Below are 26,284 nucleotides of genomic sequence, written 5' to 3' on the forward strand. Positions count from 1 at the left end.
CGTTGTCGGTGGGGCGTAGCACCATGGCTGCATGTTGCTGACCCGGCTCGCCGACGTGTCCCGGGAGGTCGCCGCCACCTCGGCGCGCTCCCGCAAGATCGCCCTGCTCGCCGGACTCTTCCGGGAGGCGGAACCGGACGACGTGCCCGTGGTGATCCCGTATCTGGCCGGACGGCTGCCCCAGGGCCGCCTGGGCGTCGGCTGGAAGGTGCTGGGCCGCCCGGTCGCCCCGGCCGGATCGGCGACCCTGACGGTGCGCGAGGTGGACGCCCTCCTCGGCGAGCTGGGCAGGGTCGCCGGCCCCGGCTCGCAGGCCGAGCGGGTGCGGCTGGTCGAGCGGCTGATGGGCGCCGCCACCGAGCAGGAGCAGCGCTTCCTGCTCGGCCTGCTCACCGGCGAGGTCCGCCAGGGCGCGCTGGACGCCGTCGCCGTGGAGGGCCTGGCCCAGGCCACCGGCGCGCCCGCGGCCGACGTGCGCCGGGCGGTGATGCTGGCCGGGTCGCTCCAGACGGTGGCGCAGGCCCTGCTCGGCGAGGGGCCGGCGGCGCTGGAGGCGTTCCGGCTCACCGTCGGCCGCCCGGTGCTGCCCATGCTCGCGCACACCGCGTCCACGGTCGCCGAGGCGGTCGGCAGGCTCGGCGTCTGCGCCGTGGAGGAGAAGCTGGACGGCATCCGCGTCCAGGTGCACCGCGACGGCGACGACGTCCGCCTCTACACGCGCACGCTCGACGACATCACCGACCGGCTGCCGGAGGTGACCGAGGCGGCACGGCGGCTGGCGGGCTCGCGTTTCGTGCTGGACGGGGAGGTCATCGCGTTCGACGGGTCGGGGCGCCCCCGCTCCTTCCAGGAGACCGCCGGCCGCGTCGGCTCCCGGGTGGACGTGGCTGCGGCGGCCGAGGCGGTGCCCGTCTCCCCGGTGTTCTTCGACGTGCTGTCCGTGGACGGCCGCGACCTGCTGGATCTGCCCTTCGCCGAACGCCACGCGGAGCTGGCCCGGCTGACACCCGAGCCGATGCGGGTGCGCCGCGCCCTCGTGTCCGGCCCCGACGACGTCGAGGCGGCGGAGGAATTCTCCCGGCAGACCCTGCTGCGCGGCCACGAGGGAGTGGTGGTCAAGGCGCTGGACGCGCCGTATAGCGCGGGGCGGCGGGGCGCGTCCTGGCTGAAGGTGAAGCCCGTGCACACCCTCGACCTGGTGGTGCTGGCCGCCGAGTGGGGCCACGGCCGGCGCACCGGCAGGCTCTCCAACCTGCACCTGGGCGCACGCTCGGCGGACGGCGGCTTCGTGATGCTCGGCAAGACGTTCAAGGGCATGACCGACGCGATGCTCGCCTGGCAGACGGAGCGCCTGCGGGAGCTGGCCGTGGAAGAGAAGGGGCACGTCGTGACCGTGCGGCCCGAACTCGTCGTCGAGATCGCCTACGACGGACTCCAGCGCTCGACCCGCTACCCGGCGGGCGTCACCCTGCGGTTCGCCCGCGTGCTGCGCTACCGCGAGGACAAGCGCCCCGAGGAGGCGGACACGGTGGAGGCGCTGCTCGCCGCCCACCCGCAGGTGCGTCCGTGACGGCGGCGGCTCCCCGGCGCAGCGCGGGCCTGCTGCTGTTCCGCCGCACCGGCGACGGACCGCAGGTGCTGCTGGGCCACATGGGCGGCCCGTACTTCGCGAGGAAGGACGCCGGGGCGTGGACCGTCCCCAAGGGCGAGTACGGGCCCGGCGAGACGGCCTGGGACGCGGCCCGGCGCGAGTTCGAGGAGGAGCTGGGGCTGGCGCCGCCGGACGGCGAGGCGATCGCGCTGGGCGAGGTGCGGCAGGCGGGCGGCAAGACCGTCACCGCGTGGGCGGTCGAGGCCGACCTGGACCCGGCGTCCGTCGTGCCCGGCACGTTCGCCATGGAGTGGCCGCCGCGTTCGGGGCGCGTCCAGGAGTTCCCGGAGCTCGACCGGGTGGCCTGGTTCGGGCTGGAGCGGGCGCGCGAGGTGATCGTCACGGCGCAGGCCGCGTTTCTCGACCGGCTGGCGGAGCACTCGGTCTGAGCGGACGCGCACGCGTTGCGGGCCCGGGCCCGGCGCGGGAAGGTCGAAGCACAGCCAGCTCTTCAGGAGGTCGGTCATGCCCATCGCGACGGTGAACCCGGCGAACGGCGAGACGCTCAAGACGTACGAGGCCATGGACGAGCAGGAGCTGGAACGCCGGCTCCAGCTCGCGCAGGCCACGTTCCGCACGTATCGGACGACGTCGTTCGCCGAACGCGCCCGGCTGCTGAACCGGGCCGCCGACCTGCTCGACGAGGACCAGGACGACATCGGCAGGGTCATGACGACCGAGATGGGCAAGCCGGTGAAGCAGGCGCGCGCGGAGGCCGCGAAGTGCGCCAAGGCGATGCGCTGGTACGCCGAGCACGCGCAGGAGCTGCTCGCCGACGAGGAGCCGGCCGCCGCCGACGTGAAGGACTCCGGCGGCTCGCGGGCCCTGGTCCGCTACCGGCCGCTGGGCCCGGTGCTCGCGGTGATGCCCTGGAACTTCCCGCTGTGGCAGGTGGTCCGGTTCGCCGCGCCGGCGCTGATGGCGGGCAACGTGGGGCTGCTCAAGCACGCCTCGAACGTCCCGCAGACCGCCCTGTACCTGGAGGACCTGTTCCACCGGGCGGGCTTCACCGAGGGCTGCTTCCAGACGCTGCTGGTCGGCTCCGGCGCGATCGACGCACTGCTGCGCGACGAGCGGGTGAAGGCGGCGACCCTCACGGGCAGCGAGCCGGCCGGGCGGGCGGTCGCCTCCACCGCCGGGGAGATGATCAAGAAGACGGTGCTGGAGCTGGGCGGCAGCGACCCGTTCGTGGTCATGCCCTCGGCGGACGTCGACCGGGCCGCGCAGGTCGCGGTGACCGCGCGGGTGCAGAACAACGGCCAGTCGTGCATCGCCGCCAAGCGGTTCATCGTTCACACGGACGTGTACGACGCGTTCGCCGAGCGGTTCGTGGCGGGCATGGCGGCCCTGAAGGTCGGCGACCCGCTGGCCGAGGACACGGAGGTGGGTCCGCTGGCCAGTGAACAGGGCCGGGCGGACCTGGAGGAACTGGTGGACGACGCCCGGCGTGCCGGGGCGGCCGTGCTGTGCGGGGGCGAACGCCCCGACGGGCCCGGCTGGTACTACCCGCCGACGGTGCTGGCCGGTGTCACGCGCGAGATGCGCATCCACCGGGAGGAGGCGTTCGGGCCGGTCGCGACGCTGTACCGGGCGGCTGATGTCGACGAGGCGGTCCTCATCGCCAACGACTCGCCGTTCGGGCTGAGTTCCAACGTGTGGACGCGCGACGAGGCCGAGGTCGACCGTTTCGTCCGGGATCTGGAGGCCGGCGGGGTCTTCGTCAACGGGATGACGGCGTCCCATCCGGGCTTCCCGTTCGGCGGGGTGAAGCGGTCCGGGTACGGCCGTGAGCTGTCGGGGCACGGAATCCGGGAGTTCTGCAACATCACCACGGTTTGGCACGGTGCGTGAGCGTCGCGCGGTTACGATCCCGGGTGTGAACCGCGAAGTGACTCTGCCTCTGATCGTCGACGACCGCGGGACCTTGCAGGTGGCCGCGGCCGACGTGAGCAAGCTGCTCCGGACGCTGGGAGGGCGGTGGCTGCACCTCGTCGAGGCGGGCGCGGACGGACTGGACGAGGACACGGTGGCCGCCCTGACCATCGAACTGGCCAAGCTGGCCGACCGCATCGACGTGGCCTGCATCGCGCACAGCAGCGGGGGCGCGCCGTAGCGGTCCGCTCCGCCGCCCGGCGCGACCGGCCCCCGCGCACCCGCCCGTCCGCGGCCGCGGCCCTACCGGATGGGCATCCCGGAGAGCGTCCTCGCGATCACCAGGCGCTGGATCTCGCTCGTGCCCTCGAAGATGGTGTAGATCGCGGCATCGCGGTGCATGCGCTCCACCGGGTACTCGCGGGTGTAGCCGTTGCCGCCGAGGATCTGGATCGCCTGCGCGGTGACCTTCTTCGCGGTCTCGCTGGCGTACAGCTTCGACATCGAGCCCTCGGCCGCCGTGAACGGCTTGCCGTTGACCGCCATCCACGAGGCGCGCCAGACGAGGAGCCGCGCGGCGTCGATCTGGGTGCGCATGTCGGCGAGCTGGAAGGCGACGCCCTGGTTGTCGATGATCGGGCGGCCGAACTGCTCACGGGTCTTGGCGTAGTCGAGGGCGACCTCGTAGGCGGCGCGGGCCGTGCCGACGGCCATGGCGCCGACCGCCGGCCGCGAGGCCTCGAACGTCGCCATCGCCGCGTTCTTGACGCGCTCACCGCCCGACTTCGCCCGCTCGCGCGCCCGCGCCAGCCGCTCGTCCAGCTTGTCCTTGCCGCCCAGCAGGCAGGAACCGGGGACGCGCACGTTGTCGAGGACGACCTCGGCGGTGTGCGAGGCGCGGATGCCGTGCTTCTTGAACTTCTGGCCCTGGGTCAGTCCCGGCGTGCCCGGCGGGACGATGAAGGAGGCGTGGCCCTTGGAGCCCAGGTCGGGGTCGACCGCCGCGACGACGACATGCACGTTGGCGATGCCGCCGTTGGTCGCCCAGGTCTTGGTGCCGTTGAGCACCCACTCGTCCTTGGCCTCGTCGTAGACGGCCCGCGTGCGCAGGGAGGCGACGTCGGAGCCGGCGTCGGGCTCGGAGGAGCAGAAGGCGGCCACCTTGACGTCGTTGGCGTCGCCGTACATCTGCGGGATCCAGGTGCCGATCTGCTCCTCGGTCCCGTTGGCGAGCACGCCCACGGCGGCCAGCCCGGTGCCCACGATGGACAGGGCGATGCCCGCGTCGCCCCAGAACAGCTCCTCCATGGCCATCGGGATGCCGAGCCCGGTGGGGTCGAAGTACTGCTGCGCGTAGAAGTCGAGGGAGTAGATGCCGACCTTCGCGGCCTCCTGGATGACCGGCCAGGGAGTCTCCTCACGCTCGTCCCATTCGGCGGCCGCGGGGCGGATGACATCGGCGGCGAAGCCGTGCAGCCAGTCCCGGACCTCCTTCTGTTCGTCGTTGAGCTCCATGGTGAACTCGGCCATGTCCCCTCCAGCGGCGGAACGTGCGTGTTACTAGCGGTAACTCGAGAGTCTGTTACCGGTCGGTAGGAAAAGTCAACTCCTGATGACGGCCCGGAGCCCTGCGGCCCGTTCGATGTCAGGCTGCTGTCAGGTGTTAGTTTGCGCAGGCGTCACCGAACAAGCACGGGTGGGGAGAGCACATGGACACCACGCAGCGGACCGAGCAACAGCGGTCCGCCGACCGCCGACGGCGCGAACTGCTGGAGGCCGCCGACCGGGTGGTGCTCCGCGACGGCCCACAGGCCTCGATGAACGCCATCGCGGCCGAGGCCGGCATCACCAAGCCCATCCTCTACCGCCACTTCGGCGACAAGGGGGGACTGTACGCGGCCCTCGCCAAGCGGCACACCGACGCGCTGCTCGACTCGCTGCGGGCCGCCCTCGACGCCCCGGCGGAACGCCGGGAACGGGTCGAGGCGACGCTCGACACCTACCTGGCCGCCATCGAGGCCCGGCCCCAGGTGTACCGGTTCCTGATGCACCCCTCCGACGGCGCGGCCGGCGAGCAGGGGTTCGACGTCGGCAAGCACTCCGCCCCGCTGCTGCGCCGGATGGGCGAGGAACTCGCCCAGGTCATCGAGGACCGGGTCGACCTCGGGCCCGGCAGCCAGCAGCTCGCGCGGGTCTGGGGCCACGGCATCGTCGGGATGATGCACGCGGCCGGCGACTGGTGGCTGGGCGAACGGCCCTGCACCCGCGCGGAACTGGTGCGCAGCCTGGCCGACCTGCTGTGGGGCCGCCTCGCCGCGGCCGGCGACCGGGTCGGCGGTCCCGGCTTCTGAACCACCGGGACACCGGGCCGGCCGGCCCGCGGGCTCAGCCGCTCCACGCCGCCCGGCGCACCCGACGGGCCAGCCTGCGCCCGCGCAGGCCCGTCACCCGGTCCGCGTACACCCGGCCGTCCAGATGGTCGGCCTCGTGCTGGAGGCAGCGGGCGAAGAACCCGGTGCCGCGCACGGTGACCGGCTCGCCCGCCGTCGTGAAGCCCTCGACCACCGCCTCGTCGTAACGCTCCGTCCCCGCCTCCAGGCCCGGCAGGGACAGACAGCCCTCCGGACCGCGCAGCACGAGGCCGCCCGCCGCGACCAGCGTCGGGTTCACCACATGGCCCAGGTGGCGGACGTCGTCGTCGTCCGGGCAGTCGTACACGAACACCCGCAGCGGCACGCCGACCTGGTTGGCCGCCAGGCCGACGCCGCGGGCCGCGTACATCGTGGCGAACATGTCCTCGACGAGCCGGGCCAGTTCGGGGCCGTAGTCGGTGACGTCCTCGCAGCGGGCGCGCAGCACGGGATCGCCGAGCAGGGTGAGGGGCCGGACGCGCCCGCGGGCGCCCGGGATGGAGCGGTGTCGCATGCCGGCAAGGGTACGGTCCTCCGTGACACGCGCATGCCGTCCACGGGCGGGAGGCGGTCCCGGGATTCGGGAGTGCGGGGGGATCTCGATAGGCTGACCACCTACCACGTTGCCGTACGGCAGAGGCGCGGCGCGTACGCAAGGAGGATCGAGAACTGATGGCAGGCAACTCGGACCCGCTCACGCCGCGGGCCAAGATCGCCGTGACCGCCGGCAAGGCGGTCGCGGCGGCGTCGCGCGCCGCGGGGCGCGGCAGCGGTTCGGTGATCGGCGGCCGGGTGGCGCTCAAGCTCGACCCCGACCTCCTCGCCCGGCTCGCCCAGAACCTGGACGTCGTCCTCGTCTCGGCGACCAACGGCAAGACGACCACCACCCGGCTGATCGCCGAGGCGCTGCGCGCCGCCGGGCCGGTCGTGTCCAACGCGCTCGGCGCCAACATGCCGGCCGGCATCACCTCCGCCCTCGCGGGCGGCTCCGAGGCCCGCTACGGCGTCATCGAGGTCGACGAGAAGTACCTCGCGGGCGTCGCCCGGGACACCGCCCCCAAGTGCATCGCGCTGCTCAACCTCTCCCGCGACCAGCTGGACCGCGCCGCCGAGACCCGCATGCTCGCGGAGAACTGGCGCGAGGGCCTCGCCGGTTCCAAGGCGGTCGTCGTCGCCAACGCCGACGACCCGCTGGTGGTGTGGGCGGCCTCGTCCTCCCCCAACGTGGTCTGGGTCGCCGCCGGGCAGATGTGGAAGGACGACGCCTGGTCGTGCCCGTCCTGCGGCGGCGTCATGCAGCGTCCCGGGGACGACTGGTTCTGCGGCGAGTGCGGCTTCCGCCGCCCGACGCCCAGCTGGGCGCTCAGCGGCGACCACGTCCTCGACCCGCACGGTTCGGCCTGGCCGATCCACCTCCAGCTGCCGGGCCGCGCCAACAAGGCCAACGCGGCCTCCTCCGCCGCCGTGGCCGCCGTCTTCGGGGTGCCGCCGCAGGTGGCGCTGGAGCGGATGTACGCGGTGCAGGCCGTCGCCGGACGCTACGACGTCGTCCAGTTCCAGGGCCGCGACCTGCGCCTGCTGCTGGCGAAGAACCCCGCGGGCTGGCTCGAGACGTTCAGCCTGATCGATCCGCCGCCCACCCCGGTGATCCTCTCGGTGAACGCGCGCGGCGCCGACGGCACCGACACCTCCTGGCTGTGGGACGTCGACTACACCCGGCTGACCGGTCACCCGATCTTCGTCGTCGGCGACCGCAAGCTGGACCTGGCGGTGCGCCTGGAGGTCGCCAACCAGCACTTCCAGGTGTGCGAGAACCTCGACCAGGCCGTGCAGCAGGCGCCGCCGGGCCGGATCGAGGTCATCGCGAACTACACCGCGTTCCAGGACCTCCGCCGCCGCGTCGGCAACTGACCCGAAGGACGATCCCATTCCCATGAGCGACAACCAACTGCGGCTGGTGTGGATCTACCCCGACCTGCTGAGCACCTACGGCGACCAGGGCAACGCCCTCGTGGTCGAACGGCGGGCCCGCCAGCGCGGGCTGGACGTGGCCCGGCTCGACGTGCGCAGCGACCAGCCGATCCCGACCTCCGGCGACATCTACCTGATCGGCGGCGGCGAGGACCGGCCGCAGCGGCTCGCGGCGGAGCGGCTGCGCCGTGACGGCCACCTGTACCAGGCGGTGAACAACGGCGCGATCGTCTTCGCGGTCTGCGCCGGCTACCAGATCCTCGGCCACGAGTTCGTCAACGACCTCGGCCAGCGCGAGCCGGGTCTGGGCCTGCTGGACGTGACGACGACGCGCGGCGAGGGCGAGCGCTGCGTCGGCGACGTCCTGGGGGACATCGACCCGCGGCTCGGCCTGCCCCCGCTGACCGGGTTCGAGAACCACCAGGGCATCACCCACCTCGGCCCGACCGCCCGCCCCCTGGCCCGTGTCACGCTCGGCAAGGGCAACGGCACCGGCGACGGCACCGAGGGCGCGTACAACGACACCGTGTTCGGCACCTACATGCACGGCCCGGTGCTGGCGCGCAACCCGCTGATCGCGGACCTGCTGCTGAAGCTGGCCCTCGACGTCAACGCGCTCCCGCCGATCGACGACCACTGGTACGAGGCGCTGCGCAACGAGCGCATCGCGGCCGCCCAGCAGCCCGCGTGACCTGTATGTTCACCTGATTTCCCGGACGCCGGCGGCAGCCCGTATGACGCCGCGTCCGCACAGGTGAGCAGGCGCGTCCAGCAGGCGGACGCGTGCTTCGGCCCCGCCCCCTCCTGACGCTAGGGTGGCGGGGATTCGAGCCGGACAGCGTGGTCCGGACCGGCCCTCGTGAAGAAGGTTGTTTCGGGCTATGCGCATTGGTGTCCTCACGTCCGGCGGCGACTGCCCCGGCCTGAACGCCGTCATCCGGTCCGTCGTGCACCGCGCCGTCGCCGACCACGGCGACGAGGTCATCGGCTTCCGGGACGGCTGGAAGGGCCTCCTGGAGTGCGACTACCTCAAGCTCGACCTCGACGCGGTGAACGGCATCCTCGCCCGCGGCGGCACGATCCTCGGCTCCTCCCGCGTCCAGCCCTCGCATCTGCGGGACGGTGTGGAGCGCGCCCGGGGCCATGTCGAGGAACTCGGCCTCGACGCGATCATCCCGATCGGCGGTGAGGGCACCCTCAAGGCGGCCCGGCTGATGTCCGACAACGGGCTGCCGATCGTGGGCGTGCCCAAGACGATCGACAACGACATCGCCGTCACCGACGTCACCTTCGGCTTCGACACGGCCGTGGGCGTCGCGACCGAGGCCCTCGACCGGCTGAAGACCACCGCCGAGTCGCACCAGCGGGTGCTGGTGGTCGAGGTCATGGGACGGCACACCGGCTGGATAGCGCTGCACTCCGGCATGGCGGCCGGCGCGCACGCCATCGTCGTGCCGGAGCGGCCCTTCGACATCGAGGAGCTGGCCCGCCGGGTCGGTGCGCGGTTCGAGGCGGGCAAGCGGTTCGCGATCGTCGTCGCGGCGGAGGGCGCCAAGCCCGCGCCCGGCGGCATGGCCTTCGACGAGGGCGGCAAGGACGTCTACGGGCACGAGCGGTTCGCCGGGATCGCCCGCCAGCTCTCCCTGGAGCTGGAGTCGCGGCTCGGCAAGGAGGCCCGCCCGGTCATCCTCGGCCATGTGCAGCGCGGCGGCACGCCGACCGCCTACGACCGGGTGCTGGCCACCCGGTTCGGCTGGCACGCGGTGGAGGCCGTGCACCGGGGCGAGTTCGGCCACATGACGGCCCTGCGCGGCACGGACATCGTCATGGTGCCGCTGGCCGAGGCCGTCGAGACGCTGAAGACGGTTCCCGCGCAGCGGTACGAGGAGGCCGAGACCGTCCTGTAGCGCGCGTCGGGCCACGACGGCGGGCCGCCCCCGGTGACAGTGATCGCCGGGGGCGGCTCTACTCTTGGGGCGGCAGGAAACGTACAACCCCCCACGAATCAGGAGCCGGCGCAATGGATCACGGCGGGCACGGCATGACCATGGATCTGCCGCCGTTCACGCTGGGACGCGGTCTTCACTGGTCGGCGGACCCGTTCTTCCTCGTCGCCTGCGTGGTGGGCCTCGGCCTGTACGGCTGGGGCGTGCTGCGGCTGCGCCGGCGCGGCGACTCCTGGCCGGCCGGGCGGACGGTGTCGTTCGTCGTGGGCGTGCTGACCGTCGCGCTGGTGATGTGCACCCGGCTGAACGACTACGGCATGGTCATGTTCAGCGTGCACATGGTGCAGCACATGGTGATCAGCATGCTGTCGCCGATCCTGATCCTGCTCGGCGCGCCCATGACGCTCGCGCTGCGCGCGCTGCCGGCCGCCGGCCGGGGCCGCAAGGGGCCGCGCGAGCTGCTGCTGATGCTGCTGCACAGCCGGTACATGCGGATCGTCACGCATCCCGCGTTCACCATCCCGCTGTTCATCGCGAGTCTCTACGCGCTGTACTTCACGCCGCTGTTCGACTTCCTGATGGGGTCGAAGACCGGGCACCTGGCGATGATGGTGCACTTCCTGGCCGTCGGCGTGGTGTTCTTCTGGCCGATCATCGGCGTGGACCCGGGGCCGAACCGGCCGGGCTACCTGATGCGGATGCTGGAGCTGTTCGCGGGCATGCCGTTCCACGCGTTCTTCGGCATCGCGCTGATGATGGCGTCGCAGCCGATGGTCTCGACGTTCGAGCATCCGCCCGCCTCGCTCGGCATCGACGCGCTCTCCGACCAGAACGCGGCCGGAGGCATCGCGTGGGCGTTCAGCGAGGTCCCCTCGGTGCTGGTGCTGATAGCGCTGCTGTTCCAGTGGTACGGCTCCGAGCAGCGGCAGGCCAGGCGCAAGGACCGCGCCGCGGACCGCGACGGGGACCAGGAGCTGGAGGCGTACAACGCCTATCTTGCGTCACTCGACGCACGCGGGCGCTGAAGGCGGGGCACCATGGAGGGGGACACGCCCTGCGCAGGGGCGGCCCCTAGGAGGGTGTCGCGATGGCCGGAACCACGGACAGTTCCACGAAGACCATGGGGGTGCTCACCGTCGGCGGGCTCGTCATGGTGACCGCCTACACGGTGGCGCTCGGCAGCAACGGCTGGCTGTGGTTCGGCTGGGTCGTGCTGGGGCTGATCACGCTCGCCCTGGTGGTGACGAGAACGGGCTGATCAGCCGGGGGCGAGCCGGCCCGCCGAGTGGACGCCCGGCTGGTACTTCGGCAGCCGGGCGGTGATCTTCATGCCCGCCCCGAGCGCGGTCTCGATCACGAGGCCGTGGTCGTCGCCGTAGACCTGGCGCAGCCGGTCGTCCACGTTGGACAGGCCGATACCGCCGGACGGGCTGGCCTCGCCGGCCAGGATGCGGCGCAGCACGACCGGGTCCATGCCGGCGCCGTCGTCCTCGATGACGACCAGGGCCTCGGCGCCCGCATCCTGCGCGGTGATCCGGATGTGGCACTTGTCCGCCTTGCCCTCCAGCCCGTGCTTGACGGCGTTCTCCACGAGCGGTTGCAGGCACAGGAACGGCAGGGCCACCGGCAGGACCTCGGGGGCGATCTGAAGCGTGACGGCGAGGCGGTCGCCGAAGCGCGCCCGGACCAGGGCCAGGTAGTGGTCGATGGCGTGCAGTTCGTCGGCGAGGGTGGTGAAGTCGCCGTGCCGGCGGAACGAGTAACGGGTGAAGTCGGCGAACTCCAGGAGCAGTTCGCGGGCGCGCTCGGGGTCGGTGCGCACGAACGAGGCGATCACGGCGAGCGAGTTGAACACGAAGTGCGGGGAGATCTGGGCGCGCAGGGCCTTGATCTCGGCCTCGATGAGCCGGGTGCGGGACCGGTCGAGGTCGGCCAGCTCCAGCTGGACGCTCACCCAGCGGGCCACCTCCCCGGCCGCCCGGACCAGGACGGCGGACTCGCGGGGCGCGCACGCGACGAGGGCGCCGTGCACCCGGTCGTCGACGGTGAGCGGGGCCACCACGGCCCAGCGCGCGGGACAGTCGGCGTGCTCGCAGGTGAGGCGGAAGGCCTCGCCCCGGCCGCTCTCCAACGGGCCGGCCAGCCGCTCCATGATCTCGGTGCGGTGATGGGATCCCACTCCGTCCCAGGCCAGCACCTCCTGCTGGTCGGTCAGGCACAGCGCGTCCGTGCCGAGCAGGGTGCGCAGCCGGCGTGCCGATCTGCGGGCCGTCTCCTCGGTGAGGCCGGCCCGCAGCGGGGGCGAGGCGAGGGAGGCGGTGTGCAGGGTCTGGAAGGTGGCGTGCTCGACGGGGGTGCCCAGGCCGCCCAGGCTCTGCGGGCGGGCGGTGCGGCGGCCCAGCCAGAAGCCGGCGGCGAGGAACGGCAGGATCGCGATGCACACACCCGCGAGGAAGCCGCTCACGCCCTCGCCTCCGCGGCCCGCAGTTCGTCGGTGCGCAGTTCCTCCGGCAGGTGGAAGCGGGCCAGGATCGCCGCCGTGCCGGCCGGGACGCGCCCCGGGGTGGCCAGGGACACCAGGACCATGGTGAGGAAGCCGAGCGGCACGGACCACAGGGCCGGCCAGGCGAGCAGGGCGTGCACGGAACCCGTGCCGGGCAGGCCCGCCATGGTCGCCGCGACGGCGACGAAGGCCGACCCGCCGCCCACCAGCATTCCGGCGGCCGCGCCGGGCGGGGTCAGCCGCCGCCACCAGATGCCCAGGACCAGCAGCGGGCAGAAGGAGGACGCCGACACCGCGAAGGCCAGCCCGACCGCGTCGGCGACCGGCAGGCCGCCGACCAGGAAGCTCGCCGCGAGGGGCGCGGCCATGGCGAGCCCGGTGCCCAGCCGGAAGTGCCGTACGCCCCGGGTGGGCAGCACGTCCTGCGTGAGGACGCCCGCCACGGCCATCGTCAGCCCGGACGCCGTGGACAGGAACGCGGCGAACGCGCCCCCGGCGACCAGTGCGCCGAGCAGGTCGCCGCCGAGGCCGCCGATCACCCGGTCGGGCAGCAGCAGGACGGCGGCGTCGGCGTCGCCGCTGAGGGCCAGTTCGGGGGTGTAGAGGCGGCCGAGGGCGCCGTAGAGCGGGGGCAGGAGGTAGAAGGCGCCGATCAGTGCGAGGACGGCGACGGTGGTGCGGCGGGCGGCGACCCCGTGCGGGCTGGTGTAGAAGCGCACGACGACGTGCGGCAGGCCCATGGTGCCGAGGAAGGTGGCGAGGATCAGCCCGTAGGTGGCGTACAGCGGGCGTTCCTCGCGGCCGGCCGCCAGGGAGGTCGACATGCCGCCGTTGCTGCCGCGCTCGGCGGCGGGGACGGCGGCGCCGCGGGCGAAGGTGAGGCGCGCGCCCTGCTCGATGTGGTGGGAGCCCGCGGGCAGCCGCAGGACGGCGCCCTCGTAGGGGTGGCCGTCGACGGTGCCGTCCACCGTGACGGTCAGCGGGCGCTCCAGTGAAAGGTCGAGGGTGGCGTCGACGCGGACCACCCGCTGGTCGCGGAAGGCGGGCGGTTCATCGAAGGCGCCGCGGGGGGCGCCGTCGCCGTGCCAGGCGAGCGCCAGGAACAGGACGGGCACGAGGAGCGCGGTGAGCTTGAGCCAGTACTGGAAAGCCTGCACGAAGGTGATGCTGCGCATGCCGCCCGCGGCGACCGTCGCCGTGACCACGACGGCGACGATGATGCCGCCGAGCGAGTCGGGTGCGCCGGTCAGCACCGTCAGCGTCAGTCCCGCGCCCTGGAGCTGGGGTATGAGGTAGAGCCAGCCCACTCCGACGACGAAGGCCCCCGCGAGCCGTCTGACCGCCTGCGAGGCGAGGCGGGCCTCCGCGAAGTCGGGGAGGGTGTAGGCGCCCGAGCGGCGCAGCGGGGCGGCGACGAACAGCAGCAGCACCAGATAGCCGGCGGTGTAGCCGACCGGGTACCAGAGCATGTCGGGGCCCTGCACCAGGACGAGGCCGGCGATGCCGAGGAAGGAGGCGGCGGAGAGGTACTCGCCGCTGATGGCGGCCGCGTTGAGGCGGGGGCCGACGGTGCGGGAGGCGACGTAGAAGTCGGAGGTGGTGCGGGAGATGCGCAGGCCGAACGCGCCGACGAGCACGGTCGCGACCACGACCAGGGCCACGGCCGGGACGGCGAAGGCCGGGTTCACCGGTCCTCGACCAGGCGCACGAGGTCGCGTTCGTTGCGCTCGGCGCGGCGCACGTACCAGCGGGCGAGCAGGACGAGCGGCGCGTAGAGGCAGAAGCCGAGGACCGCCCACTGAAGGCGGTGGGCGTCGGGCATCGCCGCGAACAGCAGGGGCAGCGGGCCGACGAGGAGGGCGAGGACGGCGAACACCGCGAGGGCGGCGCGCAGTTGGGAGCGCATCAGGGAGCGGACGTAGGTGTGGCCGAGGGTGGTCTGCTCGTCGATCTCGGTGCGCGGGCGGTGGTGGCCGGAGGACTGGGGGTGGCGCCCGCGGGAGCGCTGCCGGGCGTGCGGGAGGCTGCGGCGGGCGGGGCCGGTGACGACGACGCGGCGTTCCGCGGGGTCCTGGTGGGGCACGGCTACGGCCTCCGCATCAGCAGGTCGCGCAGTTCGCGCGCGTGACGGCGGCTGACCTGGAGTTCCTCGCCGCCGACCAGGACGCTCACCGTGCCCGCGTCCAGGCGCAGTTCGCCTATGTGGCGCAGGGCGACGAGGTGGCGGCGGTGGATGCGGACGAAGCCGCGGGCGCGCCAGCGCTCCTCCAGTGTGGACAGCGGGATGCGGACGAGGTGGCTGCCGCGGTCGGTGTGCAGGCGGGCGTAGTCGCCCCGGGCCTCGACGTGGGTGATGTCGTCGACGGCGACGAAGCGGGTGACGCCGCCGAGTTCGACGGGTATGTGGTCCGGGTCGGGCTCGTGCACGGGGATGGGCGGGGCGGCGCCGCGCAGTTCGGCGGTCCTGCGTTCGACGACCCGGCGGACCGCCTCGGCGAGGCGTTCCTTGCGCACGGGCTTGAGGACGTAGTCGACGGCCTTGAGGTCGAAGGCCTGGACGGCGAAGTCCTCGTGGGCGGTGACGAAGACGATCAGGGGCGGTCGCGCGAAGCCGGTGAGGAGGCGCGCGAGGTCGAGTCCGTCGAGGCCGGGCATCTGGATGTCGAGGAAGACGACGTCGACGGCCTCGGGGCCGTGCGGTCCGGACTCCAGGGCCCGGTTGATGCGGCGCAGCGCCTCGGTCGCGTCGCCGGCGCCCTCCACGCTGCCGACGCGGGGATCCGCGGTGAGCAGGTAGAGCAGCTCTTCCAGCGAGGGACGTTCGTCGTCGACGGCGAGGGCGCGCAGCATGAAGGTGGAGTGTAGGGGCGATCGGCGCCGCTGGACATGTACGGGGGTGCGGGCGGCCGTGCTGTCCTACAGTGCCCGCATGAGCAGCGCGCCCGCCCCGTTCGACGAACTCGACCGGAAGATCATCAACGCTCTGATGGCGAACGCCAGGACGAGTTTCGCCGAGATCGGCACCGCGGTCGGTCTGTCGTCGACGGCCGTCAAGCGCCGGGTGGACCGGCTGCGGGAGACCGGGGTGATCACGGGGTTCACGGCGACCGTGGAGCCGTCGGCGCTGGGCTGGCGCACCGAGGCGTACGTGGAGGTGTACTGCGAGGGCGCCGCGCCTCCCCGGCGGCTGGCGGAGGTGGTGCGCAACCATCCGGAGATCGCCGCGGCGATGACGGTGACCGGCGGCGCGGACGCCCTGCTGCATGTGCGGGCGCGGGACGTGGAGCACTTCGAGAACGTGCTGGAGCGGATCCGGGCCGAGCCGTTCATCCGCAAGACGATCAGCGTGATGGTCCTGTCCCACCTGCTGCCGGACAGCCCGGAGGCGGGCGCGACCCAGCCCGCTCCCGAATAAACCTCCGGGGGCGCAGCAAGCCTGCGTTTGCACGGATCATCACGCAGCATTACTGCGCGGACACGCAATGCTCCTCGCTTGTCGTGCGTGCCTGTCAGTTCCTACCGTGGTGTCAACCCTCAGTCGACACCCGCAGGGAAACGGAGGACCCCCTCTGTGTCCGAGACCCGTGTGCGGCGCCCCCGGCGCTTCCTCGTCTGCGAACCGCGGCATTTCGCCGTGCAGTACGCGATCAACCCCTGGATGCGTCCCGACAGCCCCGTCGACGTCGACCTGGCGCAGGAGCAGTGGCAGACGCTGATCCGCGCCTACCGCGATCACGGCCACACGGTGGACACCGTGGAGCCGGCCCCCGGTCTGCCCGACATGGTGTTCGCCGCCAACTCGGCCGTGGTCGTCGCGGGCCGGGTCTTCGGCTCCCTGTTCCACGCGCCCGAGCGGCGGCCCGAGTCCGACCACTACGACACCTGGTTCCGCGCGGCGGGCTACGAGGTCCACCGGCCCACGTCCGTCTGCGAGGGCGAGGGGGACCTGGTGTGGACCGGCCGTTACGTGCTGGCCGGCACCGGGTTCCGCACCACGCGGGAGGCGCACCGGGAGGTGCAGGAGTTCTTCGGCCACCCGGTGATCAGCCTGACCCTGGTGGACCCGCACTTCTACCACCTCGACACGGCGCTGTTCGTCCTCGACGGCGGACACGACGGAAACATCGCCTACTACCCGGAGGCGTTCTCCGCCGGCAGCCGCGCGGTGCTCGCCGGACTGTATCCGGACGCGGTCCTCGCCACGCGCGACGACGCCATGGCGTTCGGTCTGAACTCGGTCTCCGACGGTCGCCATGTCTTCATCGCGCCGCAGGCCGAGACGCTCGCCGCGCGGCTCGGCGAGCGCGGCTATGTCCCCGTCCCCGTCGACCTCTCGGAGTTCCGGAAGGCCGGCGGCGGCATCAAGTGCTGCACCCAGGAGATCCGTTCATGACCGCACCCGTCGTGCCCGTCCGCTCCTCCGCCGCTCTGATCCGCGCCGAGGAGCCCGTGCTCGCGCACAACTACCATCCGCTGCCCGTGGTCGTCGCGAGCGCCGAGGGCGCGTGGGTGGAGGACGTCGAGGGCCGCCGCTACCTCGACATGCTGGCCGGCTACTCGGCCCTCAACTTCGGCCACCGTCATCCGGCGCTGATCGAGGCGGCCCACCGCCAGCTGGACCGGCTCACGCTCACCTCCCGCGCGTTCCACAACGACCGCCTGGCCGGGTTCGCCGAGCGGCTCGCGCGGCTGACCGGCCTGGACATGGTCCTGCCCATGAACACGGGCGCGGAGGCGGTCGAGAGCGCCGTCAAGGTGGTGCGCAAATGGGCGTACGACGTCAAGGGCGTGCCGGCCGACCGGGCGACGATCGTGGTCGCCGCGGACAACTTCCACGGGCGCACGACGACCATCGTGAGCTTCTCCACGGACGAGACGGCCCGCACCGGATTCGGACCGTTCACGCCGGGTTTCCGCGTCGTCCCGTACAACGACCTGGCCGCGCTGGAGGAGGCGGTCGACGAGACGACGGCGGCGGTGCTGATCGAGCCCATCCAGGGCGAGGCGGGCGTGGTCGTGCCCGACGACGGCTACCTGGCCGGGGTGCGGGAGCTGACCCGGCGCAGGAACTGCCTGTTCGTCGCGGACGAGATCCAGTCCGGCCTCGGACGCACCGGCCGGACGCTGGCCGTGGACCACGAGGGCGTGACCCCCGACGTCCTGCTGCTGGGCAAGGCGCTGGGCGGCGGCATCGTGCCGGTGTCCGCGGTGGTGGCCCGGCGGGAGGTGCTGTCGGTGCTGCACCCGGGGGAGCACGGCTCGACCTTCGGCGGCAACCCGCTGGCCGCGGCCGTCGGCACGGCGGTGGTGGAGCTGCTGGAGACGGGCGAGTTCCAGCGCAGGGCGGCCGAGCTGGGCGTCGTCCTGCGGGACGGGCTGTCCGGGCTGGTCGGCAGGGGCGTCGTCGGCTTCCGGGCCAGGGGGCTGTGGGCGGGCGTCGACGTCGACCCGGCGCTCGGCACCGGCCGCGAGGTGAGCGAGCTGCTCATGCGGGAGGGAGTGCTGGTCAAGGACACCCACGGCTCGACCATCCGGCTGGCCCCGCCCCTGACGATCACGGCCGAGGAACTGGTCGACGCGCTCGCCTCGTTGGAGAAGGTGCTGACGCGGGGGGCCTGAACGGCGGTGCGGCGCGGCCGGCGCTCGGGTGGCCCGGCCGCTGCCGTGCGGGCAGTGTGAGGACTGGGTCAGGAGGTGGCAGACCACTCTCGGCGACAGAGAGGTCGACGTGGGCGCACACGATGAGGACGACGTTGCCCGCCGGCGGTTCGACGTGGCGGACACCGCCCCCCTGCTGCTGGACACGCGGGGCGTGGTCACGAGCTGGACCAGGGACGCCGAGCGCCTGCTGGGCTACCCGGCCTCCGAGGCGGTGGGCGAGGACCTGTCCCGCCTGCTCGCGCACGGGGACGCCGGACGGGTCCCCGACGTTCTGGAGCGGTGCCGGCGGGAGGGCGGCTGGGCCGGGCTGCTGTCCGCCCTGCGCCGGGACGGCCGGCCGGTCCCGGTCATGGCCCGGATCACCTCGGCGCACGAGCCGGGCGGCCGGGCGCGCTGGCTGGTGATGCTCAACGAGATGGGCGACGCGCACGGCTGGAGCATGAGCCGCTCCGTCCTGGAGCAGATGGTCGCCGGCGCCCCGATCGGCATAGCGATCGTGGACACCGACCTGCGCTACGTGTGGTCCAACGAGGCCCTCTCCGCGTTCGGCGGCGGCCCGCCCGAGCTGCGGCTGGGGCTGCGGATGGCCGACGTGCAGCCCGGTCTGGACTCCGAGGCCATCGAGGCGCGGATGCGGCAGGTACTGGAGAGCGGTGAACCCGTCGTCGGCTACGAGCACGTGGGGCACGTCCGCGCCGCGCCGCACCGCGAGACCGCGCACATGCTGTCGTTCACCCGGCTGGAGGACGACCACGGCCGTCCGATGGGCGTCTACTACACGGTCGTCGACATCACCGACCGCCACCGCGCCAGGCGGCGGCTCGCGCTGCTCGACGGCGCGAGCCGGCGCATCGGCAGGAGCCTGGACATCGGCCGCACCGCTCAGGAGCTCGCCGACGCGGCCGTGCCCGGGTTCGCCGACGTCGTCGCCGTCGACCTGCCGGAGCGGGTCCTGCGGGGCGCCGAGCCCGCACCGGTCCCGACGACGGACGGACCAGGCGGCCGCGTCCGTCTGCGCAGAGCGGGCCACCGGACGGCCGGCGCCCCCGAGGACGACGAGCCCGGGGGCGGGTCCGAGGGCGAGGGCGGGCTCCCGCACGGCGGCCGGGACCAGGACGGGGTCCGGGACCGGGAGTGGTCCGGAAGCGGGGGCGAGGGTGTCGGTCCGGGGCGGGACGCCGACCGGGACCGCGGCGGAGCACGGGTTCCGGGCGAGAACCGGCACGAGGACACGGGACCGCCCGGCGGTGCGGACGGGGTCGGGGACGGGCTCCCGGATCTGGGCGGTGACGGGGACGGGGACGGCGAGGAGGAGGGGCCGCCCGTGGTCGTCCACCGGGGTGACTCGCCGCCGGTGCGCTGTCTGGTCGGCGGGCGGCCCTGGCGGGCCGACCGGCTGGACCCGGCCGCCGAGGACTGGCTGCCCCGGCTGCCGGCCGGGGCCGAGCCGCCCAGCGCGCTGATCGTGCCGGTCCGGGCCCGCGGCACGACCCTCGGCGTCACCACGTTCCTGCGGGACGGCCGGCGCGAGCCCTTCGACGAGGACGACCTCGCCCTGGCCGAGGACCTCGTCTCGCGGGCGGCCGTCTGCGTCGACAACGCCCGCCGCTACACGCGGGAGCGCGACGCGGCGCTGGTGCTCCAGCGCAGCCTGCTCCCCCGCCGGCTGCCCGAGCAGGACGCGGTGGAGGTGTCCGCCTGCTACCGGCCCGCCGACGAGCTGACCGGGCTCGGCGGCGACTGGTACGACCTGATCCCGCTGTCCGGGGCCCGCGTCGCCCTCGTGGTCGGCGAGGTGCCCGGACACGGCATCGACGCGGCGGCGGCGATGGGCAGGGTCCGCACCGCCGTGCGCACCCTCGCCGCCCTCGACCTGCGGCCCGAGGAGATCCTCGCCCACCTCGACGACCAGGTGGCCCGCATGGACCAGGAGGAGGACGTGACCGCGGGCCCCCGGGCCGAGGGCGCCCGGGCGGCGGGGTCCGCGTGCGTGTACGTGGTGTACGACCCCGTCGACGGGCGGTGCGTGATGGCGGCGGCGGGCCATCCGGCCCCGGCCGTGGTCGCCCCCGACGGCGCCGTCACCTTCGTCGACCTGCCCCAGGGGCCGCCGCTCGGCGCGGGCGGTCCGCCGTTCGAGTCGACCGAGGTGATCCTCCCGGAGGGCGCCACCCTCGCGCTGCACACGGACGGGCTGCTGGCCCGCGGCCGGCAGTGGGCGCTGGACAGCGACCGGGAGCGGCTGCGGCGCGCGCTGGAGCGGTCCGCGGGCGCGCTGGACCTGCGCTGCCGGACCGTGATCGACGCCCTCGTGCCGGCCCGGCCGCACGACGACGTCGCGCTGCTCATGGCCCGCACCCGGCGGCTGAGCCCGGACCGGGTCGCCGACTGGGAGCTGCCCGCCGAGCCGGCCGCGGTCGCCGAGGCCCGCAAGACCGCGAGCCGCCGGCTGGCGGAGTGGGGGCTCGCGGAACTGTCGTTCACCACGGAGCTGGTGGTCAGCGAGCTGGTCACCAACGCCATCCGGTACGCGAGCGGACCGATCCGGCTGCGGCTGATCCGCGAGCGCACCCTGGTCTGCGAGGTCTTCGACGGCGGCGCCACCGCGCCCCACCTGCGCCATCCGCGCGCCACCGACGAGGGCGGCCGCGGGCTGCTGCTGGTCTCCCAGGTGAGCCGGCGCTGGGGCACCCGGTTCCTGCCCGAGGGCAAGGTCATCTGGGCGGAGCAGTCGCTCATCTGCCCCGACGGATGACCGTCGCGGCCGACGCCGAGCCGATGAGCCGCACACCATGAGAAAATGGCGCGAAACCGGCGGATGGGGCGCGAGCCATGAACGACACGGCGATCGACTACGCGGCGGTGTTCCAGGCCCTGCCCGGCATGGTGGCGCTGCTGACGCCCGAGCTGGTGTACGCGGACGTCAACGCCGAGTTCCTCCGGGTGGCGGGCCGCAGCCGCGAGCAGATGGTCGGCCGGCACCTCTTCGAGGTCTTCCCCGACAACCCCGACGACGGTTCCGCGAAAGGCATGCGCAACCTGGAGGCCTCGCTGCGCCGGGTGCTGGCCACCGGCGAGCGGGACACGATGGCGTTGCAGCGCTACGACGTGGAGTCCGCCGAGCGCCCCGGCGAGTGGGACGAGCGCTACTGGAGCCCGGTCAACGCGCCGGTCCTCGGCCCGGACGGGTCGGTGGTCCTGCTGGCGCACCGCGTCGAGGAGGTCACCGAGCTGATCCGGGCGCGCGGCGGGCGGGCGGCGGACGGGCACGGGAGCGGGGCGCGGCCCGGCAGCCGGGGCCGGGTCCTGGAGGCCGAGCTGTACACCAGGGCCCGCGAGCTCCAGGAGCTCAACGAGCGGCTGCGCCTGGCGCACGCCCGTGAACGCGAGGTGGCCCTCGCCCTTCAGGAGGCGATGCTCCCGGCCCGGCTGCACGTGGGTCACCACCGGGCGGCCGTGCGCTACCGGCCGGCGGTCGGCGCGCTCAACGTGTGCGGGGACTGGTACGACCTGGTCGACCTGGTCGGCGGACACCGCATCGGCGTGTCCGTCGGCGACGTCGTGGGACACGGCCTGGCGGCCGCCGGGGTGATGGGCCAGCTGCGCAGCGCGCTGAGCGCGGCCTCCCGGGTCGCGGAGGGCCCGGCCGAGGCGCTCAACGTGCTCGGCCGGTACGCGCACGTCGTGGACGGCGCCGAGTCGGCCACCGCCGTCACCACGTTCATCGACTTCGACCGCCGCACCATCGCCTACAGCAGCGCCGGGCACCCGCCGCCGGTCCTCGTCCACGCCGACGGGCGCGTGGAGTTCCTCGACCGGGCCACCGACCCGCCGCTCGACGCCCTCCCCGACCCGGTTCCGAGGACCGAGGCGAGCACCTCGTACGACACCGGCGCGACCCTCGCCCTGTACACCGACGGGCTGGTGGAGCGGCGGCGGGAGGATATCGACACCGGTCTGAACCGCCTCGCCGACGCCCTGGCCCGGCATCGCGCCGCCGAGCCCGAGGCCCTCGCCGACGCGGTCCTGTGGGAACTCCTGCCGACCGGCGGCGCGACCGACGACACCGCCCTGGTCGTCGTGCGACTGTGACGGGACGGGCCTGAGCGGGCCGGATCGGCACGGTTCCGGCGGTCGCCGCCTGCCCCTACACTGACACCCCACGCCATGCCGGTTGACCTGCTGGAACACGGCGGCGAGCCGATCCGCCGGACACGAGGAGCGACTCCCTTTGTTCTACTACCTCCTGAAATACGTGGTGTTGGGGCCGCTGCTGAGACTCCTCTTCCGCCCCCGCATAGAGGGCCTGGAGCATGTGCCGGACTCGGGAGCGGCCATCATCGCGGGCAACCACCTGTCGTTCTCGGACCACTTCCTGATGCCCGCGATCCTCAGACGCCGCATCACCTTCCTCGCCAAGGCCGAGTACTTCACGGGTCCCGGCGTCAAGGGACGGCTGACCGCGGCCTTCTTCCGCAGCGCCGGCCAGATCCCGGTCGACCGCTCGGGCAAGGAGGCCGGCCAGGCGGCCATCCGGGAAGGGCTGGGCGTGCTGGCGAAGGACGAGCTGCTCGGCATCTATCCGGAGGGCACCCGCTCGCACGACGGCCGCCTCTACAAGGGCAAGGTCGGCGTCGCGGTGATGGCCCTCAAGTCCCGTGCGCCGGTGATCCCCTGCGCGATGATCGGCACCTTCGAGGCGCAGCCGCCCGGCAAGAAGATCCCGACCCTGCACCCCGTGGCGATCCGCTTCGGCGAGCCGCTCGACTTCTCCCGCTACCTCGGCATGGAGAACGAGAAGGCGGTGCTGCGGGCGATCACCGACGAGATCATGTACGCGATCCTGACGCTGTCGGGGCAGGAGTACGTGGACCAGTACGCGGCGGTCGCCAAGGCTCAGGAGGCCGAGGCCAGGGCCGAGAAGCGGGAGCGGCCGCGTCCGTTCCGGCGGACGCGGCAGGACTGACGGCACATCAGGAGAGGTTCTGGGCGACGCCGAAGGGGCGGCCGGATCGCTCCGGCCGCCCCTCACTGCCTGCCGGGGGTGCTTACGGCGTGGGCGTGGCGTGCGGCGCGCAGGTCACGTCCGCGCGGTCCAGCTTCCCGGTGAGGAGGTAGGCGTCCACCCGGGAGTTGATGCAGGTGTTGACCAGCCCGGTCACACCGTGGGAGCCCGCGTTCTTCTCGGTGATCAGGCGCGAGCCCTTGAAGCGGCGGTGCAGCTGGACGGCGCCCTCGTACGGGGTGGCGGCGTCGTCGGTCGACTGCACGATCATGACCGGCGGCAGGCCCTTGTGGGTGGTGACGTCCACCGGGGTCTGCTGCTTGACCGGCCAGTAGGCGCACGGAAGGTTCATCCACGCGTTGGCCCAGGTCATGAACGGGTAGTCCTTGTTGAGCCGCGTGTTGTCGTCGTTCCACTTCCGCCAGCTGGTGGGCCACTTGGCGTCGGTGCACTCCACGGCCGTGTAGACGGCGTTGCCGTTCTCCGCGGAGATGTTGCCGGCCGTGTCGGTCATGTCCGGCGCGGCGGCGTCGACGAGGGCCTGGGTGTCTCCCGCGAAGTACTTGCTGAAGACGGTGGCGACCGGGACCCACGAGGAGTCGTAGTACGGGGCGCTCTGGAAGAAGGAGATCAGCTCCGCCGGGCCGACGACCCCGCCGATGGGGTTCTTCTTCGCGGCGGCGCGCAGCTGCAGCCACTTGTTCTGGACGTCGGCACGGGTGGTGCCGAGGTGGAAGGCCGCGTCGTTCTTGGCGACCCAGTCCTGCCAGTCCTTCCAGCGGCCCTCGAAGGCGACGTCCTGGTCGAGGTTGGCCTGGTACCAGATGTTCTCGCGGGACGGGTTGACGACGCTGTCGACGACCATCCGGCGCACGTGGCCCGGGAAGAGGGTGCCGTAGACCGCGCCGAGGTAGGTGCCGTAGGAGACGCCGAGGTAGTTGAGCTTCTTCTCGCCGAGGGCGGCCCGGATGACGTCCAGGTCGCGCACGGTGTTCGGCGTGGTCATGTGCGGCAGCATCTCGCCGCTGCGCTCGTAGCAGCCGTCGGCGTACTCGCGGGCGAGCTTGATCTGGGCGAGCTTGTCGGCCTCGCTGCCGGGCACCGGGTCGGCCTTGGGCGCCTTGACGAACTCCTGCGGGTCGGTGCAGGTGATGGGCGCGGAGTGGCCGACGCCGCGCGGGTCGAAGCCCACGAAGTCGTAGGCCTTGGCCACGTTGGCCCACACCGGCGCCTTGGTCGTGACGCGGCGCGGGAAGCGCAGGCCGGAGCCGCCGGGACCGCCCGGGTTGTAGACGAGCGCGCCCTGGCGCTGCTTCGCCGTGCCCGTGTTGCCGATGCGGTCCACGGCCAGCTTGATCTTCTTGCCGTTCGGCCGGGCGTAGTCCAGCGGGACGGTGACCCAGCCGCACTGGATCGGCTTCTCCAGGCCCCAGTCGGCCGGGCAGGCCTGCCAGTCGATGCCTGCCTTCGCCGCGCGTTCGGCGGCGACGGCGGCGCCCCGGGCCTCGCGGTCCTGACCCGGGCGGCCGCTGGCCGCGCCGGCCGTGGGCGCCGCGACGGCACCGGCGATCAGGGTCGCGGTGACGAGTGCGCCCGCCGAGCCCAGCGCTGCGATGCGCTTGTTCGGTCGTATGTCCTTCAAGTGCAAACTCCCCTGTTTTTATGGCGGCAGTCAGGATCCTTGCGGCTGTGAGGCTCCTGAGAAAAGGTGTCGTTGACCTTCTTTGCCAATCCGATAACCGGAAAGAGAAGTACCGCTCAACGGATGGGCAGGTGGGCGAGCGCCTCGTCGAGCACGCGCCGCAGCCGCAGTCCGTCGGGCGCGACGGCGGTGACCAGCGCTGCGGGGCCGGCCAGCGGCATGACACAGGCGTGTTCCCCGAGCATCGCGGGCTCCACCGGGCGCTGTGCGAACTCCGGGCTTGCGAGAACGAGTTGACCGACGGCGCGATGTCCCGCGAGCACGGCCGGGCCGTCCCAGCCGGCGGGTGCACCGGGTCCGCAGGCCAGTTCCTGGTCCAGCACGACGCGGCCCGCGATCCGTACGACCAGGCGTGCGGTGAGGCGGCCGGACTCCTCCCCCGCCCTCCCGAGCACCTGTTCCTCCCGCCACACCAGCCGCGCCCCGGCGCCGAGTTCGACGTGGGTGACGACGGTCAGGTCGCTGCCCCGGACGGAGATCAACGGCTCGGGCAGCCAGTGCAGTTCACCGTCGTCGGCGACGCGCAGGCAGACGTCGTAGCGGGCGGCGTCCTTCGTCTGTCCGGGCAGGGCGATGGTCGCGGCGGCCGAGCCCACCCGCAGCCGGGCGCCGTCGCCCACGTCGGCCCGCACGGCGAAGCGGTCGCCGCCGAGGGGGCCGCTCATCGCCCCGACGAGCAGGACGCGCGCCTCGGCGCCGGTCCCCCGGGTGCGCCGCAGGGCGAGCGGTCCGTCGCTCTCCAGGACGGGCAGCGAGGTCCCGCCGCGCGCGTCCGCGCGCGCCTCGATCCGGGCGGTGGCGTGCACCCCGCCCATGTCACGCCGTCCAGGCGGCGAGCCGCGCCCGTACCCAGGCGGCGACGTCGGCGACCCCGTTCTCACCGCGCAACGACTGGAGAACGACGGGCAGTTCACCCCGCTGGGCCTTCGCGTCGGCGGCCATCCGGGCGAGGTCGGAGCCCACGTGGGGCGCGAGGTCGGTCTTGTTGACGACGAGCAGGTCGGCGGTGGTGACGCCGGGCCCGCCCTTGCGGGGGATGTCGTCCCCGCCGGCGACGTCGATGACGAAGATCTGCGCGTCCACGAGCCCCTTGGAGAAGGTGGCGGTGAGGTTGTCCCCGCCGGACTCGACGAGGATCAGGTCCAGCGGGCCGACCTCGTCCTCCAGGTCCTCCACGGCTTCGAGGTTGGCGGAGATGTCGTCGCGGATGGCGGTGTGCGGACAGGCGCCGGTCTCCACGGCCGTGATCCGCTCCGGAGGCAGCACCGCCTCGCGCAGCAGGAACTCGGCGTCCTCGCGGGTGTAGATGTCGTTGGTGACGACGGCCAAGGACAGCCGGTCGCGCAGGGCGCGGCACAGGGCGGCGACGGTGGCCGTCTTGCCGGAGCCGACGGGGCCGCCCAGTCCGATGCGCAGGGCGCGGCGCGAGCCGTCGGGCCGGCGGGCGTCGGCGCCGACGGCGGCGGGACCGTGCGGGGTGTGGTCGAGGTGCATGGCTGACGGCTCCTGGTCTGGTCAGCCCGTCCGGCGTTCGGGGACGTGGCCCTTTCGGGGCCGAACGG

25 protein-coding genes are annotated in these 26,284 nt (G+C 73.2%); 16 read left to right on the forward strand and 9 right to left on the reverse strand.

Going from position 1 to position 26,284, the window contains the following annotated elements:
• The first annotated feature begins 31 nt into the window (after positions 1-31).
• The 4 genes from ACGFSH_RS16200 to ACGFSH_RS16215 all read left to right on the forward strand — a co-directional run bounded on the left by ACGFSH_RS16200 (position 32) and on the right by ACGFSH_RS16215 (position 3,764).
• Complete coding sequence (locus ACGFSH_RS16200; protein ID WP_393348886.1) at positions 32-1,570, forward strand: ATP-dependent DNA ligase; 1,539 nt, start codon at positions 32-34, stop codon at positions 1,568-1,570.
• Entirely contained in the window at positions 1,567-2,040 is a 474-nt protein-coding gene (locus tag ACGFSH_RS16205; RefSeq protein WP_393348888.1) for an NUDIX domain-containing protein, read from the forward strand. Before ACGFSH_RS16200 ends, ACGFSH_RS16205 begins: the two co-directional genes overlap by 4 nt.
• A 76-nt stretch (positions 2,041-2,116) precedes the next feature.
• Positions 2,117-3,502 (forward strand): NADP-dependent succinic semialdehyde dehydrogenase, encoded by a 1,386-nt coding sequence (locus ACGFSH_RS16210; protein ID WP_393348890.1) that lies wholly within the window; start codon positions 2,117-2,119, stop codon positions 3,500-3,502.
• A 25-nt stretch (positions 3,503-3,527) separates the two neighbouring features.
• The gene (locus ACGFSH_RS16215; protein WP_028807142.1) at positions 3,528-3,764 is read left to right on the forward strand and encodes a DUF6213 family protein; all 237 of its coding nucleotides are present in this window, start codon (positions 3,528-3,530) and stop codon (positions 3,762-3,764) included.
• Between the two features lie 62 nt (positions 3,765-3,826).
• Here ACGFSH_RS16215 and ACGFSH_RS16220 read toward each other — a convergent pair whose 3' ends face one another.
• A complete protein-coding gene (locus ACGFSH_RS16220) occupies positions 3,827-5,053 on the reverse strand; it encodes an acyl-CoA dehydrogenase family protein (RefSeq protein ID WP_393348892.1) in 1,227 nt (408 codons plus the stop codon).
• A 179-nt stretch (positions 5,054-5,232) separates the two neighbouring features.
• On the opposite strand from ACGFSH_RS16220, the gene ACGFSH_RS16225 reads away from it, so the two are divergent.
• Positions 5,233-5,874, forward strand: coding sequence for a TetR family transcriptional regulator (locus ACGFSH_RS16225; RefSeq protein WP_393348894.1), 642 nt, complete (start codon positions 5,233-5,235; stop codon positions 5,872-5,874).
• Positions 5,875-5,908: 34 nt separating this feature from the next.
• Here the strand turns inward: ACGFSH_RS16225 and def are convergent, their stop codons facing one another.
• Entirely contained in the window at positions 5,909-6,448 is a 540-nt protein-coding gene (gene def, locus ACGFSH_RS16230; protein ID WP_393348896.1) for a peptide deformylase, read from the reverse strand.
• 158 nt (positions 6,449-6,606) lie between these two features.
• On the opposite strand from def, the gene ACGFSH_RS16235 reads away from it, so the two are divergent.
• The 5 genes from ACGFSH_RS16235 (at position 6,607) to ACGFSH_RS16255 (ending at position 11,109) form a co-directional block, all read left to right on the forward strand.
• Complete coding sequence (locus tag ACGFSH_RS16235) at positions 6,607-7,845, forward strand: MurT ligase domain-containing protein (RefSeq protein WP_069772720.1); 1,239 nt, start codon at positions 6,607-6,609, stop codon at positions 7,843-7,845.
• A gap of 22 nt (positions 7,846-7,867) precedes the next feature.
• A complete protein-coding gene (locus ACGFSH_RS16240) occupies positions 7,868-8,596 on the forward strand; it encodes a type 1 glutamine amidotransferase (protein WP_393348898.1) in 729 nt (242 codons plus the stop codon).
• A 190-nt stretch (positions 8,597-8,786) separates the two neighbouring features.
• The gene (locus tag ACGFSH_RS16245) at positions 8,787-9,812 is read left to right on the forward strand and encodes a 6-phosphofructokinase (RefSeq protein ID WP_393348900.1); all 1,026 of its coding nucleotides are present in this window, start codon (positions 8,787-8,789) and stop codon (positions 9,810-9,812) included.
• A gap of 113 nt (positions 9,813-9,925) precedes the next feature.
• The gene (locus tag ACGFSH_RS16250) at positions 9,926-10,876 is read left to right on the forward strand and encodes a cytochrome c oxidase assembly protein (RefSeq protein WP_393348902.1); all 951 of its coding nucleotides are present in this window, start codon (positions 9,926-9,928) and stop codon (positions 10,874-10,876) included.
• 62 nt (positions 10,877-10,938) lie between these two features.
• Positions 10,939-11,109, forward strand: a complete 171-nt coding sequence (locus tag ACGFSH_RS16255; protein ID WP_329407527.1) for a hypothetical protein — start codon at positions 10,939-10,941, stop codon at positions 11,107-11,109.
• Here ACGFSH_RS16255 and ACGFSH_RS16260 read toward each other — a convergent pair whose 3' ends face one another.
• The 4 genes from ACGFSH_RS16260 to ACGFSH_RS16275 are packed head-to-tail and all read right to left on the reverse strand — an operon-like array spanning position 11,110 to position 15,204.
• A complete protein-coding gene (locus tag ACGFSH_RS16260) occupies positions 11,110-12,315 on the reverse strand; it encodes a sensor histidine kinase (protein WP_393348904.1) in 1,206 nt (401 codons plus the stop codon). It abuts the gene before it with no gap.
• Entirely contained in the window at positions 12,312-14,042 is a 1,731-nt protein-coding gene (locus ACGFSH_RS16265) for a cation acetate symporter (protein WP_393348906.1), read from the reverse strand. The genes ACGFSH_RS16260 and ACGFSH_RS16265 overlap by 4 nt, the downstream gene beginning before the upstream one ends.
• Positions 14,039-14,437 carry a hypothetical protein gene (locus tag ACGFSH_RS16270; RefSeq protein WP_393348908.1) on the reverse strand — a complete coding sequence of 133 codons (399 nt, stop codon included), beginning with the start codon at positions 14,435-14,437 and terminating at the stop codon, positions 14,039-14,041. Before ACGFSH_RS16270 ends, ACGFSH_RS16265 begins: the two co-directional genes overlap by 4 nt.
• Before the next feature lie 2 nt (positions 14,438-14,439).
• Positions 14,440-15,204 (reverse strand): LytR/AlgR family response regulator transcription factor, encoded by a 765-nt coding sequence (locus tag ACGFSH_RS16275; protein WP_393348910.1) that lies wholly within the window; start codon positions 15,202-15,204, stop codon positions 14,440-14,442.
• 79 nt (positions 15,205-15,283) lie between these two features.
• On the opposite strand from ACGFSH_RS16275, the gene ACGFSH_RS16280 reads away from it, so the two are divergent.
• The 6 genes from ACGFSH_RS16280 (at position 15,284) to ACGFSH_RS16305 (ending at position 22,981) form a co-directional block, all read left to right on the forward strand.
• Positions 15,284-15,769, forward strand: a complete 486-nt coding sequence (locus ACGFSH_RS16280; RefSeq protein ID WP_393348912.1) for an Lrp/AsnC family transcriptional regulator — start codon at positions 15,284-15,286, stop codon at positions 15,767-15,769.
• Between the two features lie 156 nt (positions 15,770-15,925).
• On the forward strand, positions 15,926-16,747 hold the full coding sequence (gene ddaH / locus ACGFSH_RS16285) for a dimethylargininase (protein ID WP_393348914.1): 822 nt from the start codon (positions 15,926-15,928) through the stop codon (positions 16,745-16,747).
• A complete protein-coding gene (rocD, locus tag ACGFSH_RS16290) occupies positions 16,744-17,973 on the forward strand; it encodes an ornithine--oxo-acid transaminase (RefSeq protein WP_393348916.1) in 1,230 nt (409 codons plus the stop codon). The genes ddaH and rocD overlap by 4 nt, the downstream gene beginning before the upstream one ends.
• A gap of 109 nt (positions 17,974-18,082) precedes the next feature.
• Entirely contained in the window at positions 18,083-20,770 is a 2,688-nt protein-coding gene (locus ACGFSH_RS16295; RefSeq protein ID WP_393348918.1) for a SpoIIE family protein phosphatase, read from the forward strand.
• Between the two features lie 77 nt (positions 20,771-20,847).
• Entirely contained in the window at positions 20,848-22,107 is a 1,260-nt protein-coding gene (locus ACGFSH_RS16300; protein ID WP_393348920.1) for a PP2C family protein-serine/threonine phosphatase, read from the forward strand.
• 139 nt (positions 22,108-22,246) lie between these two features.
• Positions 22,247-22,981 (forward strand): lysophospholipid acyltransferase family protein, encoded by a 735-nt coding sequence (locus ACGFSH_RS16305; protein ID WP_393348922.1) that lies wholly within the window; start codon positions 22,247-22,249, stop codon positions 22,979-22,981.
• An 82-nt stretch (positions 22,982-23,063) separates the two neighbouring features.
• On the opposite strand, the gene ACGFSH_RS16310 is transcribed toward ACGFSH_RS16305, so the two are convergent.
• The 3 genes from ACGFSH_RS16310 to ureG form a co-directional block, all read right to left on the reverse strand.
• Positions 23,064-24,662, reverse strand: a complete 1,599-nt coding sequence (locus tag ACGFSH_RS16310) for an alpha/beta hydrolase (protein ID WP_393348924.1) — start codon at positions 24,660-24,662, stop codon at positions 23,064-23,066.
• A gap of 116 nt (positions 24,663-24,778) precedes the next feature.
• On the reverse strand, positions 24,779-25,537 hold the full coding sequence (locus ACGFSH_RS16315) for an urease accessory protein UreD (protein ID WP_393348926.1): 759 nt from the start codon (positions 25,535-25,537) through the stop codon (positions 24,779-24,781).
• A gap of 1 nt (position 25,538) precedes the next feature.
• Positions 25,539-26,216: an urease accessory protein UreG gene (ureG, locus tag ACGFSH_RS16320; RefSeq protein ID WP_393348928.1), complete on the reverse strand. Its 678-nt coding sequence runs from the start codon at positions 26,214-26,216 to the stop codon at positions 25,539-25,541.
• Between the last annotated feature and the right edge of the window lie 68 nt (positions 26,217-26,284).

Origin of the sequence: Streptomyces sp. NPDC048481 (assembly GCF_043200075.1) — a bacterium.
Taxonomy (GTDB): domain Bacteria; phylum Actinomycetota; class Actinomycetes; order Streptomycetales; family Streptomycetaceae; genus Streptomyces.

Coding starts and splice junctions, on each gene's coding strand:
- ACGFSH_RS16200 (WP_393348886.1), top strand. CDS start 32: ATGTTGCTGACCCGGCTCGCCGACGTGTCCCGGGAGGTCGCCGCCACC.
- ACGFSH_RS16300 (WP_393348920.1), top strand. CDS start 20,848: ATGAACGACACGGCGATCGACTACGCGGCGGTGTTCCAGGCCCTGCCC.
- ACGFSH_RS16255 (WP_329407527.1), top strand. CDS start 10,939: ATGGCCGGAACCACGGACAGTTCCACGAAGACCATGGGGGTGCTCACC.
- ureG (WP_393348928.1), bottom strand. CDS start 26,216: ATGCACCTCGACCACACCCCGCACGGTCCCGCCGCCGTCGGCGCCGAC.
- ACGFSH_RS16275 (WP_393348910.1), bottom strand. CDS start 15,204: ATGCTGCGCGCCCTCGCCGTCGACGACGAACGTCCCTCGCTGGAAGAG.
- ACGFSH_RS16225 (WP_393348894.1), top strand. CDS start 5,233: ATGGACACCACGCAGCGGACCGAGCAACAGCGGTCCGCCGACCGCCGA.
- ACGFSH_RS16220 (WP_393348892.1), bottom strand. CDS start 5,053: ATGGCCGAGTTCACCATGGAGCTCAACGACGAACAGAAGGAGGTCCGG.
- ACGFSH_RS16210 (WP_393348890.1), top strand. CDS start 2,117: ATGCCCATCGCGACGGTGAACCCGGCGAACGGCGAGACGCTCAAGACG.
- ACGFSH_RS16280 (WP_393348912.1), top strand. CDS start 15,284: ATGAGCAGCGCGCCCGCCCCGTTCGACGAACTCGACCGGAAGATCATC.
- ACGFSH_RS16240 (WP_393348898.1), top strand. CDS start 7,868: ATGAGCGACAACCAACTGCGGCTGGTGTGGATCTACCCCGACCTGCTG.
- def (WP_393348896.1), bottom strand. CDS start 6,448: ATGCGACACCGCTCCATCCCGGGCGCCCGCGGGCGCGTCCGGCCCCTC.
- ACGFSH_RS16315 (WP_393348926.1), bottom strand. CDS start 25,537: ATGGGCGGGGTGCACGCCACCGCCCGGATCGAGGCGCGCGCGGACGCG.
- ACGFSH_RS16235 (WP_069772720.1), top strand. CDS start 6,607: ATGGCAGGCAACTCGGACCCGCTCACGCCGCGGGCCAAGATCGCCGTG.
- rocD (WP_393348916.1), top strand. CDS start 16,744: ATGACCGCACCCGTCGTGCCCGTCCGCTCCTCCGCCGCTCTGATCCGC.
- ACGFSH_RS16250 (WP_393348902.1), top strand. CDS start 9,926: ATGGATCACGGCGGGCACGGCATGACCATGGATCTGCCGCCGTTCACG.
- ACGFSH_RS16245 (WP_393348900.1), top strand. CDS start 8,787: ATGCGCATTGGTGTCCTCACGTCCGGCGGCGACTGCCCCGGCCTGAAC.